The organism is Pseudomonas sp. GL_117, assembly GCF_057835125.1.
In genome coordinates this window covers 4,308,227-4,327,432 of sequence record NZ_CM174418.1, presented here as the reverse complement: position 1 = coordinate 4,327,432, position 19,206 = coordinate 4,308,227, and the positions used below count along the sequence as shown (strand labels likewise).

7 protein-coding genes are annotated in these 19,206 nt (G+C 64.4%); 4 read left to right on the top strand and 3 right to left on the bottom strand.

The window, feature by feature from the left end; translation table 11 throughout:
* Positions 1-3 precede the first annotated feature (3 nt).
* On the bottom strand, positions 4-876 hold the full coding sequence (locus tag AC3ISR_RS19595; RefSeq protein WP_192296967.1) for an SDR family oxidoreductase: 873 nt from the start codon (positions 874-876) through the stop codon (positions 4-6).
* Between the two features lie 13 nt (positions 877-889).
* Positions 890-2,668 (bottom strand): acyclic terpene utilization AtuA family protein, encoded by a 1,779-nt coding sequence (locus tag AC3ISR_RS19590; RefSeq protein ID WP_192296966.1) that lies wholly within the window; start codon positions 2,666-2,668, stop codon positions 890-892.
* 153 nt (positions 2,669-2,821) lie between these two features.
* On the opposite strand from AC3ISR_RS19590, the gene AC3ISR_RS19585 reads away from it, so the two are divergent.
* Entirely contained in the window at positions 2,822-3,445 is a 624-nt protein-coding gene (locus tag AC3ISR_RS19585; protein WP_463984093.1) for a TetR/AcrR family transcriptional regulator, read from the top strand.
* Between the two features lie 93 nt (positions 3,446-3,538).
* Positions 3,539-4,327 carry a substrate-binding periplasmic protein gene (locus AC3ISR_RS19580; protein WP_463984094.1) on the top strand — a complete coding sequence of 263 codons (789 nt, stop codon included), beginning with the start codon at positions 3,539-3,541 and terminating at the stop codon, positions 4,325-4,327.
* Positions 4,328-4,536: 209 nt separating this feature from the next.
* On the opposite strand, the gene AC3ISR_RS19575 is transcribed toward AC3ISR_RS19580, so the two are convergent.
* Positions 4,537-5,088, bottom strand: a complete 552-nt coding sequence (locus AC3ISR_RS19575) for an RNA polymerase factor sigma-70 (protein ID WP_005789991.1) — start codon at positions 5,086-5,088, stop codon at positions 4,537-4,539.
* A gap of 302 nt (positions 5,089-5,390) precedes the next feature.
* Here AC3ISR_RS19575 and AC3ISR_RS19570 point away from each other — a divergent pair, with 302 nt between their 5' ends.
* Positions 5,391-6,143, top strand: coding sequence for a thioesterase II family protein (locus AC3ISR_RS19570; protein WP_192296963.1), 753 nt, complete (start codon positions 5,391-5,393; stop codon positions 6,141-6,143).
* Positions 6,144-6,194: 51 nt separating this feature from the next.
* Complete coding sequence (locus AC3ISR_RS19565) at positions 6,195-19,100, top strand: non-ribosomal peptide synthetase (RefSeq protein ID WP_463984095.1); 12,906 nt, start codon at positions 6,195-6,197, stop codon at positions 19,098-19,100.
* The last annotated feature ends 106 nt before the right edge of the window (positions 19,101-19,206 follow it).

Below are 19,206 nucleotides of genomic sequence, written 5' to 3'. Positions count from 1 at the left end.
GGTTTATTGCTCCGCCTTGAGCACATCGGGCAAATACGCGCGGTGGAAGCCGTTGAACGGCTCGCTCGGCGGTTGCGCCTTGTGCAATGGCCAGGCGCGGCTGCCCAGGCTCGCGGCACCGTCGATGCGCAGGGTGCTGCCGCTGATAAAGGCAGCGGCGGGGCTGAGCAGGAACACGATGGCCGCGCTGACTTCCGATTCGGTGCCGATGCGCTTGAGCGGCACATGTTCGCCCAGGGTCGGGATCACCGCCTTGAATGCACCTTCGTAGGTGTCCATGCCGCTGGACGCAATCCACCCCGGCGCCACGGCGTTGACCCGCACCCCGGCGCAGCCCCACTCGAAGGCGGCCGTCTTGGTGAAGTTGTCCATGCCGGCGCGCGCCGCGCCCGAGTGGCCCATGCCGGGCATGCCGCCCCACATGTCGGCGAGCATGTTGACGATGGCGCCGCCCTGTTTGCTCATGGATTGGTTGAACACTTCCCGGGCCATCAAGAAGCCGCCGACGAGGTTGGTGCGCAGCACGGTTTCGAAGCCTTTCTGGTTGATCGAAGCCAACGGCGACGGGTATTGGCCGCCAGCGTTGTTCACCAGGCCGTGGATCGCCCCGTGCTCCTTGAGGACCTGCGCGACCAGCGACTTCACCGCCTCTTCATCGCGAATATCGCAGGCCAGCCAATGGGCGTTGCCGCCGTCTTCGGCAATTTCTGCCGCGACTTTTTCCAGCTTCTCGGGCTTGCGTCCCACCAGGATCACCCGCGCACCGAGCGCCGCCAGCTCATGGGCGGTGCAACGACCGATGCCGCTGCCACCCCCGGTGACTATCACGGTGTGCCCCTGGAACAGGTCGGCTTTGAAGATCGAATCGAAGGCCATGGCCACGCTCCTGTCAGTTGAGTTGGTCAGCTAGGTGTTGCGGCACGGCGATGGGGATTTCCAGCAGTTGCTGGGCGAAGGCCTTGCCTTGCGGGTCGATGCGCAGGCTGGCGATACCGCCGCCGCCCAGGGCGTTTTCCAGCAGGAAATTGAGGCTGTGGCTGCCCGGCAGATACCAGCGTTGAACGCGGCCGCGCTGTGGGTCGAGCACGTGGCCCATCCACTCGACGATCACCTCGGGGGTCAGCGCTTCGGCGATCCACGGCAGGTACTCGGGCGCACGGGCGATCACGCCGATATTGCTGTGGTTGCCCTTGTCCCCCGAGCGCGCCACGGCGAGTTTGACCAGCGGCACGCTCGCGTCGGCCTGGCCCTCGGGTTTGGGGGGCGCAACCGCTGCGGTGGGTGTGCAGGGGCGGGTGGCGGCGGGCAGTTCAACGTTGTGACGCTGGCCCTGGAAATCGATCAGCGGCGCGCACACGGATTTATCCACCAGGAACGAAAACAAGCGGATCAGCGGATACACCGTCGGCCGTCCGCCGACGATCCCGGTCAACCCCGGCGCCATGCCGGTGGCGGCCTGGGCAATCTCGCGGGCGAACAGCACCAGCGCCTGTTTGCTGGGGTGACGCACCGCCAGTTTCACTACCACTTCGCGGCAGTCGTGGCGCCTGGCGTGGGGGCCGTAGGTGGCTTCGCTGCCGAGCAGTTCGATGTTCACCTCGGTATACGGCGCCCAGCCGCGTTGGCGGAACAGTTCGGCGGTCTTGTCGATGATCGCCTGGCTGACCCGCTCGGCCTTGGCCACGGCGTCGATCCCGGCGATCAGGCAACTGGCGGTGCAACGGAAGCCGTCCGGCCAGGTGGCGCTGACCTTGTATCTGTCGGTGGGCGGCAGGCCCTTGGCGCCGAGCAGGCGCACGCGGTTGCCACCCTGTTGCTGCAAGGTGACCTGGCTGAAGTCGCAGATCACATCCGGGAGTAAATAGGCGCGTGGGTCGCCAATCTCATACAGCAGTTGTTCGGCCACGCTCAGTTCGCTGATCAGGCCGCCGGTGCCCTCGACTTTGCTCACCGTGAACTGACCGTCGGCGCTGACCTCGACGATGGGGAACCCGATGTGTGCGTAGTCCGGCACATCGCGCCAATCGGTGAAGTTACCGCCGGTGCACTGTGCGCCGCATTCGATGATGTGCCCGGCCAGCGCGGCTTGGGCGAGGCGGTCGTAGTCGTGCCATGACCAGTTGAAGGCATGCACCAGTGCCGCGCTGACCACGGCGCTGTCGACCACGCGGCCGGTGATGATGATGTCTGCGCCCAACCCCAGTGCTTGGGTTATGCCGGGCGCGCCGAGGTAGGCGTTGGCGGACACGCACACGGGGGGCAGGGGCGTGCCGTCGAACATGTCGGTGATGTTTTCGAGTTTTTTGAGTTGGGGTTGCAGGTCGTCGCCCAGCAGCACGGCGATTTTCAACGCGATGCCGGCCTTGTCGCAGGCCGCTTGCAGGGCGGCGGCGCAGGCTTGGGGATGGATGCCGCCGGCGTTGCTGATCACGCGGATACCCTGGCGCTGGATGTCTGCCAGCAGTGGTGTGAGCACCTCGACAAAATCCGTGGCATAGCCGGCCTGGGGATCTTTCATCCGCGCTCCGGCAAGAATCGACATCGTGACTTCCGCCAGGTAGTCGAACACCAGGTAATCCAGCGCACCGCCATGCACCAGTTGGGCGGCGGCGGTGCAGGTGTCGCCCCAGAAGGCGCTGGCGCAGCCGATACGAACCGTGTCACTCATGAGAAATCCTTCCTCTGATGGCTGTTGCTGAGACTACCAAGCAAGCGCTTGGTTTGTAAACTCTGGACATAGATTTTGCCCAAGCGCTTGCTTGGGTAGCGGCCACGGCCTAAATTGCCGGCCAAGACGTCAGTAGAAGTAGAGGAGAGAGGCATGGATGAGCACAAAGCCCTGGGGGTGATGCGCGCCATGGTCGACGCCGGCCAATTGACCGACCCCGACAGTGCTCGGGGCAAGTTGCTGCAAACTGCTGCGCACCTGTTTCGCAACAAAGGCTTTGAGCGCACCACCGTGCGTGACCTGGCAAGTGCCGTGGGCATCCAGTCCGGCAGCATTTTTCATCACTTCAAGAGCAAGGACGAGATCCTGCGCGCGGTGATGGAAGAAACCATCCACTACAACACGGCGATGATGCGCGCTTCGCTGGAAGAAGCGAGCACGGTGCGCGAACGCGTGCTGGCGCTGATCCGCTGTGAATTGCAGTCGATCATGGGCGGCAGCGGCGAGGCCATGGCGGTGTTGGTGTACGAGTGGCGTTCGCTGTCTGCCGAAGGCCAGGCCCAGGTGCTGGCGCTGCGCGACGTGTATGAAGCCCTGTGGTTGCAGGTCCTTGGCGAGGCCAAGGCGGCTGGCTACATCAGGGGCGATGTGTTTATCACCCGGCGCTTTTTGACCGGGGCCTTGTCCTGGACCACCACCTGGTTTCGCGCCGAGGGCAGCCTGACCCTGGAGCAATTGGCCGAGCAAGCGCTGCTGATGGTTCTGAAGGCCGATTGAGGCGCAAGCTATTAATTTGGCGGTGGAAAGTTGTCTCCCTCGACAAAAACGCCTAGCTTATCGCCATCACAGTATGAAACGGTGCGTGCCTCAATGTTTTCGCCATGGCGGCTGGCTGCAGGAGTTACTTTATTGGCACTGGGCACCGCATGTTGGGTGCCGGCTTCGGCTGCGCAATTGGTGAGGATCGGCGCGGCACACTTTCCGCCCTACACCGTACGCCCTGAGCAAGGCGCCGACACCGGGCTGCTGCCGCAACTGGTGGAGGCCTTGAACACGTCGCAAACCGACTACCAGTTCGTGCTGGTACCCACCTCCATTCCGCGGCGCTTCCGTGATTTCGAGCAGGGCCGGGTCGACATGGCGATCTTCGAAAACCCCGACTGGGGCTGGCAGAAGATTGCCCACACCAGCGTCGACATGGGGCTGGAAGACGCCGAAGTGTTCGTCGCTCAACGCCTGCCTGCACGCGACCAAAGCTATTTCACCGACCTGGATGGCAAACGTTTGGCGGTGTTCAGCGGTTATCACTATGCCTTCGCCAACTTCAACCCCGACCCCAAGTACCTGGTCGAACACTTCAACGCGACGTTGACCTATTCCCATGACAGCAACCTGCTGATGGTTGCACGCGGGCGTGCCGATATTGCCTTGGTGACCCGTTCGTACCTGAGCGATTTCATGGTGCGCAATGCACAGATGGCCGGGCAGTTCCTGGTTTCGCAACGCATTGATCAGGTGTATCACCACTATGCGTTGCTGCGGCCGAATGCGCCGATTACGGCGCAGGCGTTTGCCGAGTTGCTCAAGCGTTTGCGCGATAGTGGGCAGATGCTGAAGATTTTCGAGCCGTATCGCATCGATGTGATGCCGATGCCCTGACAGGCGCAACGCGGACCAACATGTGGGAGCGGGCTTGCCCGCGAAAGCCGTGGTTCAGCCAACACCTCTACCAGCAATGCCGCCGCCTTCGCAGCCTCGCTAAAGCTCGACAGCTCCCACAGGGGATTGGCAGTGCCTGGGATCTGCAGCCGAGCACTCACTCTCCAGCAACTCCCACAAAAGCCCACACAGTCAGTTTTGTGCTGTGTTCAGACCCGCCGTGCAAACGTATCGCTATGGCTGCCCGACACCTTGCGGCAGTGCACCAGCGCATCACGGATCATGAAGTTCACCAACGTCGGCGACACGCCGAGTTCCTTGGCGATGTCTTTTTGCGGCACGCCGTGCAAGCGGTACATCTCGAATGCGTAGCGGGTGCGCTGGGGCAGCTCCGTCAACGCGTCGGCGATGTTTTCCAGGGTGTTGAAGTTGATGTGGGACGTCTCCGGTGAAGCGCCGTGAATAACCACATTCAAGCCTTCCTCTTCTGTCCCGGAGTACTTGAGCTCCAGGGCCTGCTTGCGATAGTGATCGATCGCCAGGTTACGCACGATCTGAAACAGGTAACTCAATTGGGCCTTGAACGATGACGTGATCGTCGGCGCCGATTGCAGTCGGAAGTAGGCGTCCTGCACTACGTCTTCGGCACGGGAACGGCACCCGGTAATGCGTGCCGCGATCTTCACCAGGATCAGTCGATTGTCGACAAATGCCTGTAGAAGGGGTGAGTCGCACCTGCCTGTGGATACTTGTTCCGTCATGGAAAATCACCTTGTCGCAAAAAGGTTAGGGGAGGGCGTCCTTGCTGAGGCCTCCTACACATCGGGCAACAAATTATGCTGAATGATAATGATTGTCAAATGAGAAGGCGAACTAATCTTATGCTTTCTGGTTCGATGTGAAGCACGTCTGGCGCAAAGCCTGCGACTAATTATTTGCCGGCTCCGTCCGTTCTCATGGGTGACAGGTCCGTTCGTAAAACGGCCAAGGATCAGCACCCGCAGGAGGGCGAAATGGGTTTTTATCGTGCACACAGCGTGTTTCAGTGTGGAGTGCTCGCCAGATGAGTACGCCGACGCGCCTGCGCCTGTTTTGCCTGCCCTATTCGGGCGCCAGCGCCATGGTCTACGCCCGCTGGCGGCGGTCTTTGCCGGACTGGTTGCAGGTCTGTCCGCTGGAATTGCCCGGGCGCGGCATGCGCATGGACGAGCCGTTGCAGCGCGACATCCAGGCCCTGGCCGCGCAGCTCGCCGAGGAAATCGGGCGCGACCTGAACGGTCCCTACGCCTTGTTCGGCCATAGCCTCGGCGGCCTGTTGGCATTCGAACTGGCCCACGCGCTCAGCGCCCGCAACCTGCCTGCGCCCCTTGCGCTGTTCGCCTCCGGCACCGCCGGCCCGGCGCGGCGTGACGTCAGCGAATACGCCATCGAGAAGACCGATGAGCAACTGATCGCCCGCCTGCGCGAACTGCAAGGCACCGCCGAAGAAGCCTTGGCCAACCCCGAATTGATGGCGTTGATGCTACCGATCCTGCGGGCGGATTTTCTGCTCTGCGGCAGTTTCAGCTACGGCCGACGCGCGCCGCTGCGCATGCCGATCCACGTGTTCGGCGGCAAGCAAGACAGCGTGCGCGCCGATCAACTGCTCGACTGGCAGGACGACGCCGCCAGCGGCTTCTCCCTGGACATGTTCGACGGCCACCACTTCTTCCTCGTGCAGCACGAAAGCGCCGTGCTGCGTTGCATCCGCCGTTACGCCGACGAACACCTGGCCCGCTGGCGCAATGGCGCGGCGCGGCAATTGATCGCTGGCTGAGCGCACCCGACTTCCCGAATTTCCCGTAAGCCGATTCCAGGCAGGAACCCCATGATGGACGCCTTCGAACTCCCCCGCACTTTGGTCCAGTCCCTTCAACGCCGCGCCGCGCAGACCCCGGACCAGGTTGCCCTGCGCTTCCTCGCCGAGTCCGCCGAGCACAGCGTCGTGCTCAGTTACCGCGACCTCGACAGGCGCGCACGTACCATCGCCGCCGCCTTGCAGGCCAATGCCGAACCGGGCGACCGCGCGGTGCTGTTGTTCCCCAGCGGCCCGGACTACGTCGCGGCGTTTTTTGCCTGCCTGTACGCCGGGGTGATCGCGGTGCCGGCCTATCCGCCGGAGTCGACCCGTCGCCATCATCAGGAGCGCCTGCTGTCGATCATCAGCGATGCCGAACCGCGCCTGCTGCTGACCATCGCCAGCCTCGGCGACGGCCTGGCTCAGATCGAAAACGCGCCGCCGGTGTTGAGCGTCGACACCCTGGATGCAACGCTCGCCGACCGCTGGAGCGCCGTCGACCTGCAATCTGACGACATCGCCTTCCTGCAATACACCTCCGGTTCCACCGCATTGCCCAAGGGCGTGCAAGTCAGCCACGGCAACCTGGTCGCCAACGAGGTGCTGATCCGCCGTGGTTTTGGCATCGACCTCAACCCCGACGACGTGATCGTCAGCTGGCTGCCGCTGTACCACGACATGGGCCTGATCGGCGGCCTGCTGCAACCGATTTTCAGCGGCGTGCCGTGCGTGCTGATGTCGCCGGCGTACTTCCTGGGGCGGCCGTTGCGTTGGCTTGAAGCGATCAGCGAATACGGCGGCACCATCAGCGGCGGCCCGGATTTCGCTTATCGCCTGTGCAGCGAACGGGTCAGCGAGTCGGCCCTGGAACGCCTGGACTTGAGCAAGTGGCGCGTGGCCTATTCCGGCTCCGAGCCGATCCGCCTCGACACCCTGGAACGCTTCGCCGAGAAGTTCGCGGTGTGCGGTTTCAGCGCGGACAATTTCTTCGCCTCCTACGGCCTGGCCGAAGCGACCTTGTTTGTCGCCGGCGGCAGCCGTGGCCGTGGCATCCCCGCGCTGCACCTCGACGAGCAAGCGCTGGCCGCCAACCGCGCCGAGCCGGGGCAGGGCAGGGCGATCATGAGCTGTGGCACCAGCCAGCCGGACCACGCGGTGCTGATCGCCGACCCGCACACCCTCGCCGAACTGCCGGACAACAGCGTCGGCGAACTCTGGGCCAGCGGCCCGAGCATCGCCCACGGTTACTGGCGCAACCCCGAAGCCAGCGCTAAGACCTTCGTCCAACACAACGGCCGTACCTGGCTGCGCACCGGCGACCTGGGCTTTATCCGTTCTGGCGAGGTGTACATCACCGGGCGCCTCAAAGACCTGTTGATCGTGCGTGGCCACAACCTGTACCCCCAGGACATCGAACAAACCATCGAGCGCGAGGTGGAAGTGGTGCGCAAGGGGCGGGTTGCGGCGTTCGCGGTGAATGACGGTGGCCTGGAAGGCATCGGCATCGCGGCGGAAATCAGCCGCAGCGTGCAGAAGATCCTGCCGCCCGCAGCGCTGATCAAGGCGATCCGCCAAGCCGTCGCCGAGGCCTATCAAGAAGCGCCAAGCGTGGTGGTGTTGCTCAACCCCGGCGCCTTGCCCAAGACCTCCAGCGGCAAGGTGCAACGTGCCGCGTGTGGTCTGCGCCATGCCGATGGCAGCCTCGACAGCTACGCGCAGTTCCCCGACGCGGGCGCCTCAGTCAGCACTGCGGCGCTGGAATCCGACCTGCAACACCAGATCGCCGCGATCTGGTGCGAGCAGCTGCAACTGGCCAGCGTCGCCGCCGATGACCACTTCTTTCTGCTCGGCGGCAACTCCATCACCGCCACCCAAGTGGTTGCCCGGCTGCGCGAAACCCTCGGCCTGGAGCTGAACCTGCGCCTGCTGTTCGAAGCTCCGACACTCTCGACCTTTGCCGCCAGCGTTGCGCAATTGCAGCAGGACGGCGGCGTCGCCCAAGGCGCCATCCACGCTCTGTCACGCCAGGACGAGCTGCCGCAGTCCCTGGCGCAAAACCGCCTGTGGATCACTTGGCAACTCGACCCGCAGAGCAGCGCTTACACCATCCCCGGCGCCTTGCGTTTGCGTGGCGAGCTGGATGAAGACGCCGTGCGCGCCAGCTTCGAACACCTGATCCAGCGCCACGAAGCCCTGCGCACGCGCTTCTACGAACGCGACGGCCAAGCCTTCCAGCGTGTCGATAAAAACACGGCGTTCGACCTGCAAATCATCGACCTCAGTGACCTGCCCGCCGCCGACCGCGAAGCCCGTGCCCGGCAGCTGCGCGAGGACGAAGCGCGCACCCAGTTCGACCTGGAACAAGGCCCGCTGCTTTGGGTCACCCTGGTGCGTCTGGACGATGAAGATCACCAGTTGTTGGTGACGCTGCACCACATCATCGCGGACGGCTGGTCGCTGAACATCCTCATTGATGAATTCTCACGCCTGTACGCCGCGGCCGCCCAAGGCCAGACCCTGGAGCTGCCACCCCTGGCGCTGCAATACGCCGACTACGGCAGCTGGCAGCGTCAATGGCTGGCCGAAGGGGAAGGCCAGCGTCAACTGGCGTACTGGAAAGCCCAGCTCGGCGACGAGCATCCGCCGCTCGGCCTGGCCACCGACCACCCGCGCTCGGCGCAACACCTGCACAGCGCTTCGCGCCACAGCGTGCGCCTGGATGCCCGCCTCAGTGCGGCGATCCGCCAGACCGCCCAAGCCCATGAGTCGACGCCGTTCATGCTGCTGCTCGCGGCGTTCCAGACGTTGCTCTACCGCTACAGCGGCCAGCGCGACATCCGTATCGGCGTGCCCAGCGCCAACCGCCCGCGCCAGGAAACCCAGGGTCTGATCGGCTTCTTCATCAACACGTTGGTGTTGCGCGCCGAACTGGACGGGCGCCTGCCGTTCAACCAGTTGTTGGCCGCAACCCGCCAGACGACGTTGGGCGCCCAGGCCCATCAGGACCTGCCCTTCGAACAGTTGCTCGAAGCCTTCCCCCAGGCCCGCGAACAAGGCCTGTTCCAGGTCATGTTCAACCATCAGCAACGCGACCTCAGCGCCTTGCGCCGCCTGCCGGGGATGCTTGCCGATGAGTTGCCGTGGCACAGCCGCGAAGCCAAGTTCGACCTGCAACTGCACAGCGAAGAAGACCGCAACGGGCGCCTGAGCCTGTCGTTCGACTACGCCGACGAGCTGTTCGATACCGCGACCATCCAGCGCCTGGCCGAGCACTTCACCCACCTGCTGCAGGCCGCCTGCGAACAACCGCATCAAGCCATCGGCGATCTGCAACTGCTGCAAGCCGAACTCCAGCCGTGGGGCGCCGCGCCGTGCACACCTGCCCAACAGTGGCTGCCCGAATTGCTCAACGCGCAGACCTCGGACAACACCGCACTGGTGTGGCAGGGCGGCACCTTGACCTTTGCCCAACTGCACACCCAGGCCAACCGCCTGGCCCACTACCTGCGCGACAAAGGCGTCGGCCCGGACGTGTGCGTGGCCATCGCCGCCGAACGTTCGCCGCAACTGCTGATCGGCCTGTTGGCGATCATCAAGGCCGGCGGCGCCTACGTGCCGCTGGACCCGGATTACCCCGCCGAGCGCCTGGCCTACATGCTCAACGACAGCGGCGTTGAACTGCTGCTGACCCAAACCTCACTGCTGGAACAACTGCCCACGGCGGACGGCGTCAGTGTGATCGCCATGGACAGCCTGCACCTCGACAGCTGGCCGACCCAGCCGCCGGGCCTGCACCTGCACGGTGACAACCTCGCCTACGTGATCTACACCTCCGGCTCCACCGGCCAGCCCAAGGGCGTGGGCAACACCCATGCAGCCCTGGCCGAGCGCTTGCAGTGGATGCAGGCGACTTACCGACTGAACCCAACCGACGTGCTGATGCAAAAGGCGCCGATCAGTTTCGACGTGTCGGTGTGGGAATGCTTCTGGCCGCTGATCAGCGGCTGCCGCCTGGTGCTGGCCGGCCCCGGCGAGCATCGCGACCCGCACCGCATCGCGCAGTTGGTGCAGCAACACGGCGTGACCACGCTGCACTTTGTGCCGCCGTTGTTGCAGCTGTTTATCGACGAACCGCTGGCAGCCGAATGCACCAGCCTGCGTCGCCTGTTCTCCGGTGGCGAGGCGTTGCCCGCCGAGCTGCGCAACCGCGTGTTGGCGCAGTTGCCGGCGGTGCAATTGCACAACCGTTATGGCCCGACCGAAACCGCGATCAACGTGACCCACTGGCATTGCCACGCCGAAGACGGCGAGCGTTCGCCGATTGGTCGGCCGTTGGGCAATGTGATCTGCCGTGTGCTCGACGAGCACCTGAATCTGCTGCCGGTCGGCGTGCCGGGCGAGCTGTGCATCGGCGGCATCGGCCTGGCGCGCGGTTATCTCGGGCGTGCCGGTTTGACCGCCGAGCGGTTTATCGCCGACCCGCTGGGCGAGGCGGGCGCACGCTTGTATCGCACGGGTGACCGTGTGCGCTGGAGCGCCGACGGTGTGCTCGACTACCTCGGCCGCCTCGATCAGCAGGTCAAGCTGCGCGGCTTTCGCGTGGAACCGGAAGAAATCGAAGCGCGCCTGCTCGCCCTTGAGGGAATCGCCCAAGCCGTGGTGCTGGTGCGTGACGCGCAGTTGATCGGCTACTACACCGCCCACACCGCATTGGACGAAGAGGACGTGAAAAGCGCCTTGGCCGCCGAGTTGCCGGAGTACATGGTGCCTGCGCTGTTGATGCGCCTGGATGCCATGCCCCTGAGCCCCAGCGGCAAACTCGAGCGCCGTGCCCTGCCGGAACCGGTGTGGCAAACCCGCGAACATGTCGAACCTCAAACGCCGCTGCAACAGCAGATCGCCGCGATCTGGCGAGAGGTGCTCGGCGTGCCACGCATTGGCCTGCGCGATGATTTCTTCGCCCTCGGCGGGCACTCGTTGCTGGCCACACAGATCATCTCGCGCACCCGCCAGGCTTGTGACGTCGAGTTGCCGCTGCGGACCTTGTTCGAAGCCAGCGAGCTGGGCGCGTTTGCCGAGCAGGTCGGCTTGATCCAGGCCTCGGGGCAGCGCAACCAACAGACCGCCATCGCCCAGGTCGACCGCAGCCAACCCGTGCCGCTGTCCTATTCCCAGCAGCGCATGTGGTTCCTCTGGCAGATGGAACCGGACAGCCCGGCCTACAACGTCGGCGGCATGGCGCGCTTGCGCGGTGTGCTGGATGTGGGGCGTTTCGAGGCGGCGTTGCAGGCCTTGATCATGCGTCACGAAACCCTGCGCACCACCTTCCCGAGTGTCGACGGCGTGGCTTATCAAAAAGTCTCGGCGCAGACCGGCCTGCGCATGGGCTGGCAGGACTTCTCGGCGCTGGACGAGAGCGAACGCCAGCAACGTTTGCAGCAACTGGCGGATCACGAAGCCCACACCCCGTTCAACCTGGAAACCGGCCCGTTGCTGCGCGCCTGTGTGGTCAAGGCCGGCGAGCGTGAGCACTACCTGGTACTGACCCTGCACCACATCGTCACCGAAGGCTGGGCCATGGACATCTTTGCCCGTGAACTCAGCGCGCTGTACGAGGCGTTCATCGACGAGCGTACCTCGCCGCTGGCACCGTTGCCGGTGCAGTACCTCGACTACAGCGTGTGGCAGCGCCAGTGGCTGGAGTCCGGCGAACGCCAGCGCCAACTGGACTACTGGACCGCGCAACTGGGCAGCGAACACCCGCTGCTCGAACTGCCCGGCGACCGTCCACGTCCGCCGGTGCAAAGCCATCAGGGCGAGCTGTACCGCTTCGACTTGAGCGACGACTTGGCTGCCCGCGTTCGCACGTTCAATGCCGAACGCGGCCTGACCCTGTTCATGACCATGACCGCCACCCTCGCCGTGCTGCTCTACCGCTACAGCGGCCAGACCGACCTGCGCATCGGCGCCCCCGTGGCCAACCGCATCCGCCCGGAAAGCGAAGGGCTGATCGGCGCGTTCCTCAACACCCAGGTGCTGCGTTGCCAACTCAGCGGGCAGATGAATGTCGCCGAGCTGTTTGAGCAGGTGCGCCACACCGTGATCGAAGGCCAATCCCACCAGGACCTGCCGTTCGACCACCTGGTGGAAGCCCTGCAACCGCCGCGCAGTGCGGCGTACAACCCGTTGTTCCAGGTGATGTGCAACGTGCAGCGCTGGGAATTCCAGCAGAGCCGCGAACTCGCCGGTATGACCGTCGAGTACCTGGCCAACGATGCACGGGCGACCAAGTTCGACCTCAACCTGGAAGTCACCGATCTTGACTATCGCCTGGGTTGCTGCCTGACCTACAGCACCGACTTGTTCGACGAGCCGCGCATTGCGCGCATGGCCGAACATTGGCGCAACCTGCTCGAAGCGTTGATTGCCGACCCGCTGCAGCGGCTGAGCGAACTGCCGTTGCTCAGCCGCGATGAGCAGCGCGCCTTGCAGCACAGCCTGGGCAGCGAACCGGGCGAACACCGTCTCGACCAGTGCATCCATCAGTTGTTCAGCCAGCAGGCGCTGGCCCGCGGTGATGCGCCGGCCCTGACCTTTGCTGGTGCGACCCTCAGCTACCGCGAACTCAACGAACGTGCCAACCGCCTGGCCTGGATGCTGCGCGAGCGTGGCGTCGGCCCGCAGGTGCGGGTCGGCCTGGCGTTGCCGCGATCCCTGGAAATGGTCATCGGCCTGTTGGCGATCCTCAAGGCCGGCGGCGCCTACGTGCCGCTGGACCCGGAATACCCGCTGGACCGCCTGCACTACATGATCGAAGACAGCGACATCGGCCTGCTGCTCAGTGACACAGCGATGTTCGAAGCCCTCGGTGAACTGCCGGCGACGGTGGCCTGCTGGTGCCTGGAAGATGACCTGCCAGTGCTTGGCAACTACCCGGTGGACGAGCTGCCGTTGCTCAGCCTGGCGCAGCATCAGGCGTACCTGATCTACACCTCCGGCTCCACCGGCAAACCCAAAGGTGTGGTGGTGGCCCACGGTGAAATCGCCATGCATTGCCAGGCGGTGATCGAACGTTTCGGCATGCGCGCGGATGACTGCGAGCTGCACTTCTATTCGATCAACTTCGACGCCGCCACCGAGCGCCTGTTGGTGCCGTTGCTCAGTGGTGCGCAGGTGGTGTTGCGGGCGCAAGGGCAGTGGGACGCGCAAGAAATCTGCGCGCTGATCCGCACCCATCGCATCAGTATCCTCGGCTTCACCCCAAGCTACGGCAGCCAGTTGGCGCAGTGGCTGGCGACCCAGCAGCAGACCTTGCCGGTGCGCATGTGCATCACCGGCGGCGAGGCGCTGACCGGCGAACACTTGCAGCGGATCCGCGCGGCGTTCCAGCCCGAGGTGTTCTTCAACGCCTACGGCCCGACTGAAACCGTGGTCATGCCGCTGGCCAGCCTCGCCCCCGAGCAATTGGAAGAGGGCGCCGCCAGCGTGCCGATCGGCAGCATTATCGGCGAGCGCGTGGCGTACATTCTCGACGCCGACCTGGCCCTGGTGCCGCAAGGCACGACTGGCGAGCTGTACGTCGGCGGCGCAGGCTTGGCCCAGGGGTATCACCAGCGTGCGGGGATGACGGCGGAGCGTTTTGTCGCCGATCCGTTTGCCGGCAATGGTGGGCGTCTGTACCGCACTGGCGACCTGGTGCGTCAGCGCGCCGACGGTTTGGTCGAGTACCTGGGGCGTATCGACCATCAGGTGAAGATCCGTGGCTTTCGCATTGAACTGGGCGAGATCGAAACCCGCCTGCTGGAACACGACGCGGTGCGCGAAGCGGTGGTGCTGGCGCTGGACGCGCCAAGCGGCAAACAGCTGGTGGCGTATCTGGTCAGCGATGCCGACCACGCCCCATTGCGCGAAGCACTCAAGGCCGATCTGAAAGCACAACTGCCGGACTACATGGTGCCCGCGCACCTGATTGTGCTCGACAGCATGCCGCTGACCGCCAACGGCAAACTCGACCGCCGCGCCTTGCCGCAACCGGACTCGCAGGCCAATCGTCAAGAGTACGTGGCGCCGCGCAACGAACTGGAAAGCACCTTGGCGGCGATCTGGTGCGCAGTGTTGAACGTGCAGCAGGTCGGCCTCGACGATAACTTCTTTGAGCTGGGTGGCGACTCGATCCTGTCGATCCAGGTGGTCAGCCGTGCGCGCCAGGCCGGGATTCATTTCAGCCCGCGGGACCTGTTCCAGCACCAGACCGTGCAAACCCTCGCTGCCGTCGCCACCCGCTCCGAACAGGTCACCGCGGAGCAGGGCGTGTTGGTCGGCAGCTCGGGCCTTACGCCGATCCAGCACTGGTTCTTCGATATCGAGATTGCCCAGCGCCAGCACTGGAACCAGGCGCTGCTGCTCCAGCCGCTGCAGTTGCTCGATCCACATCGCCTGGAGCAAGCGCTGCTGGCGGTGCTGGAGCACCACGATGCACTGCGTCTGAGCTTCACCCAGCGCGATGCGCAGTGGCACGCCGAGCACTTGGCAGTGCCTAAAGGCGGTGTGCTGATGCAGGCGCAAGTGCGCGACATGAGAGATTGCACCGCGCTGTTCACCGACACCCAGCGCAGCCTCGACCTGGAACACGGCCCGTTGCTGCGTGCCTTGCTGGTGGACGGCCCCGAGGGGCAACAACGCCTGCTGATCGCGATCCATCACCTGGTGGTGGACGGCGTGTCGTGGCGTGTCTTGCTCGAAGACCTGCAAAACGTCTATCGCCAGTTGAGCGACGGCCAGTCCGTCAGCCTGCCGGCCAAGACCAGCGCGTTGCGTGATTGGGCAGCACGTTTGCAGGCGTATGCCGGCAGCGAATCCCTGCGCGAAGAATTGAGCGTGTGGCAGGCGCAGTTGGCCGGGCCCGCGGTGAGCTTGCCGGTGGACCGTCCACACGGCAGCCTGCGCCATCGCGATGCCGAGACCGTCAGCGTGCGCCTGGATGCCGAGCGCACCCGCCAGTTGCTGCAACAGGCGCCAAGCGCCTACCGCACCCAGGTCAATGACTTGCTGCTGACCGCCCTGGCCCGCGTGCTGTGCCGCTGGAGCGGGCATGCTTCGGCGCTGATCCAATTGGAAGGCCACGGCCGCGAAAGCCTGTTCGACGACATCGACCTGACCCGCAGCGTCGGCTGGTTCACCAGCGCCTACCCGCTGCGCCTGACCCCGCTGCACATCGAAGAAGCCGCCGGGCAGGGCGCCTCGATCAAGGCGATCAAGGAGCAACTGCGCGGCGTGCCGCACAAAGGCCTGGGTTATGGCGTGTTGCGCTATCTCGCGGACGACGTGACCCAGCAGACCCTGGCGGCACTGCCGAGCGCCGAGATCACCTTCAACTACCTCGGCCAGTTCGACCAGAGCTTTGGCAGCGATGCGCTGTTCCACCCGCTGGACGAATCCGCCGGCCTCGCCCACGACCCGGACGCGCCGCTGCCCAACGCACTGAGCGTCGACAGCCAGGTGTACGGTGGTGAACTGGTGTTGCGCTGGACCTTCAGTCGCGAACGCCACGCCCCGCAAACCATCCACGAACTGGCCGACGCCTACCTCGCCGAACTGCACAGCCTGATCGCCCACTGCCTCAAGGACGATGCCGGCGGCCTCACGCCGTCCGACTTCCCACTGGCACAGCTGACCCAGGTGCAACTGGATGCCTTGCCCGTACCGGCCAGCGTTATCGAAGACGTCTACCCGCTGACGCCGATGCAGGAGGGCCTGTTGCTGCATACCCTGCTGGAGCCGGGCACCGGCCTGTACTACATGCAGGATCGCTACCGCATCAACAGTGCCCTGGACCCCGAGCGTTTCGCCCAGGCCTGGCAGGCAGTGATCGCCCGTCACGAAGCCTTGCGTGCGTCGTTCTGTTGGAACGTCGGCGAAGACATGTTGCAAGTGATCCACAAGCCGGGCAGCACGCCGATTGAATACCTGGATTGGAGCAACGTTCCTCAAGAAGAGCAGGAACCGCGCCTGCAAGCCTTGCTCAAGGCCGAGCGCGAAGCCGGTTTCGATCTGCTCAACCAGGCGCCGTTCCACCTGCGTTTGATCCGCGTCGGCGCCGAGCACTACTGGTTCATGATGAGCAACCACCACATCCTGATCGATGCCTGGTGCCGGTCGCTGCTGATGAACGACTTCTTCGACATTTACATGGCCCTCGGCGAAGGCCGCGAGGCGCAACTGGCGGCGCCGCCGCGTTATCGCGACTACATCGCCTGGCTGCAACGCCAGAACCTGGACGAGGCACGCCAGTGGTGGCAGCAGAACCTGCAAGGCTTTGAACGCACCACGCCGATCCCGAGCGACCGCCCCTTTATGCGTGACCACGCGGGCCACGGCGGCATGGTGGTGGGGGATTGCTACACCCGTCTGGATGCCCGCGATGGGGCGCAATTGCGTGAGCTGGCCCAGGCCCATCAACTGACCGTCAACACCTTTGCCCAGGCGGCGTGGGCGTTGGTGCTGCGGCGCTTGAGCGGTGAGCGTGACGTGCTGTTCGGCGTGACCGTGGCCGGCCGCCCGGTAGAAATGCCCGAGATGCAGCGCACCGTCGGCCTGTTCATCAACAGCATCGCGCTGCGGGTGAAACTGCCCGAGGACGGTCAGCCGTGCAGCGTGCGCCAATGGTTGAACGGCCTGCTCGACAGCAATATGCAACTGCGCGAGTACGAATACCTGCCGCTGGTGACGATCCAGGAACACAGCGAACTACCCAAGGGCCAGCCGCTGTTCGACAGCCTGTTCGTGTTCGAAAACGCGCCGGTGGAAGTCTCGGTGCTGGACCGTGCGCAAAGCCTGAATGCCACCTCGGACTCCGGCCGCACCCACACCAACTTCCCACTGACGGCGGTGTGTTATCCGGGCGATGACCTGGGCTTGCACCTGTCCTATGACCAGCGTTACTTCGACGAAACCACCGTGCAAGGCATGCTCGGCGAGTTCAAGCGTCTGTTGCTGGCGCTGGTGCAGGGCTTCCATGGCGACATGGCCGACTTGCCGCTGATTGGCGAGCAGGAGCGTGAGTTTTTGCTGGAGGGCTGCAATCAGAGCGACCACGACTACCCGCTGGAAAGCAGCTACGTGGAGCTGTTCGAAGCCCAGGTGGCGGCGCATCCACAGCGTGTCGCCGCCAGTTGCCTGGACCAGCACTGGAGCTATGACGAGCTGAACCGGCGCAGCAACGGCCTGGGCCATGCGTTGATCGAAGCGGGTGTAGGCCTTGATCAACCAGTGGCTCTGCTCGGCGAGCGCAACCTCGACCTGCTGGGCATGATCATCGGCAGCTTCAAGGCTGGTGCCGGTTACCTGCCGTTGGACCCGGGCCTGCCGAGCCAGCGGTTGCGCAGCATTATCGAGCGGAGTCGTACGCCATTGCTGGTGTGCAGCGAGGCGTGCCGCGAGCAGGCCATCGAATTGCTCGAAGGCTTCGACTGCCAGTTGCTGGTGTGGCAAGAAGTGCCGGCTCGCGGTGCCAACCCTGGGGTCTACAGCGGCCCGGACAACCTCGCCTACGTGATCTACACCTCGGGTTCCACCGGGCTGCCCAAGGGCGTGATGGTCGAACAGCGCGGCATGCTCAACAATCAGTTGAGCAAGGTGCCGTACCTGAATCTGAGCGACGCGGATGTGATCGCCCAGACCGCCTCGCAAAGCTTTGATATTTCCGTCTGGCAGTTCCTCGCCGCGCCACTGATTGGCGCACGGGTGGACATCGTGCCGAACGCCCTGGCCCATGATCCGCAAGGCTTGCTCGAGCATGTCCAGGTGCAAGGCATCACGGTGCTGGAGAGCGTGCCGTCATTGATCCAGGGCATGCTCGCCCAGGACCGCATCCACCTCGACGGCCTGCGTTGGATGCTGCCGACCGGCGAAGCGATGCCACCGGAACTGGCGCATCAGTGGTTGCAGCGTTACCCCGGGATCGGCCTGGTGAACGCCTATGGCCCGGCGGAATGTTCGGATGACGTGGCGTTCTTCCGCGTCGACCTGGCCTCGACCCGTGGCACTTACCTGCCGATTGGCACACCGACCGACAACAACCGTTTGTACCTGCTGGACGGTGCGCTGGAGCTGGTGCCGCAAGGCGCAGTCGGCGAGTTGTGCGTGGCCGGTACGGGCGTCGGGCGTGGTTACGTCAGCGACCCGCTGCGCACCGCGCCGGTGTTTGTGCCGAATCCGTTTGGTGCACCGGGCGAGCGCCTGTACCGCACCGGCGACTTGGCGCGTCGGCGCAGCGATGGCGTGCTGGAGTACGTCGGGCGTATCGACCATCAGGTGAAGATTCGTGGCTACCGCATCGAACTCGGTGAAATCGAAGCACGCCTGCACGAGCAACCGGAAGTGCGCGACGGGGCGGTTGGCGTGCAGGACGGCGTCAACGGCAAACACCTGGTTGGCTACCTGGTCGCTGCCAATGAAACCCTCAACCCGAGCGAACGCCTGGACCGCATCAAGCAACGCCTGCGCGCCGAACTGCCGGAATACATGGTGCCGCTGCACTGGCTGTGGCTTGAGCGTCTGCCGTTGAATGCCAACGGCAAGCTCGACCGCAAGGCGTTGCCTTTGCTCGAAATCGGCCAGCTCCAGAGCCAGGATTACCTGGCGCCGCGCAACCCGCTGGAAACCACCCTGGCTGCGATCTGGGCCGAGGTGCTGAAGGTTGAGCGGGTAGGGGTGCAGGACAACTTCTTCGAACTGGGCGGGCACTCGTTGCTGGCCACGCAGATTGCCTCGCGGGTGCAAAAGAGCTTGCAGCGTGATGTGCCGTTGCGGGCGATGTTCGAGTGCAGCACGGTGGCGGAGTTGGCCGAGTATATCGATGGGTTGGCGGCCAATGAGGTCAGCGCCGAGAAGGTGGATCGGTTGAGTGATTTGATGGCGCAGTTGGAAGGGATTTGAGCGGGCCGCTAGTCAGAACTGTCAGATCTGACAGTAGGCAAAGCTCCTGATCCAAGCGTTAGATCACCGAAGGCTCTGGCCGATATGGCCAGCTATGACGGTGATC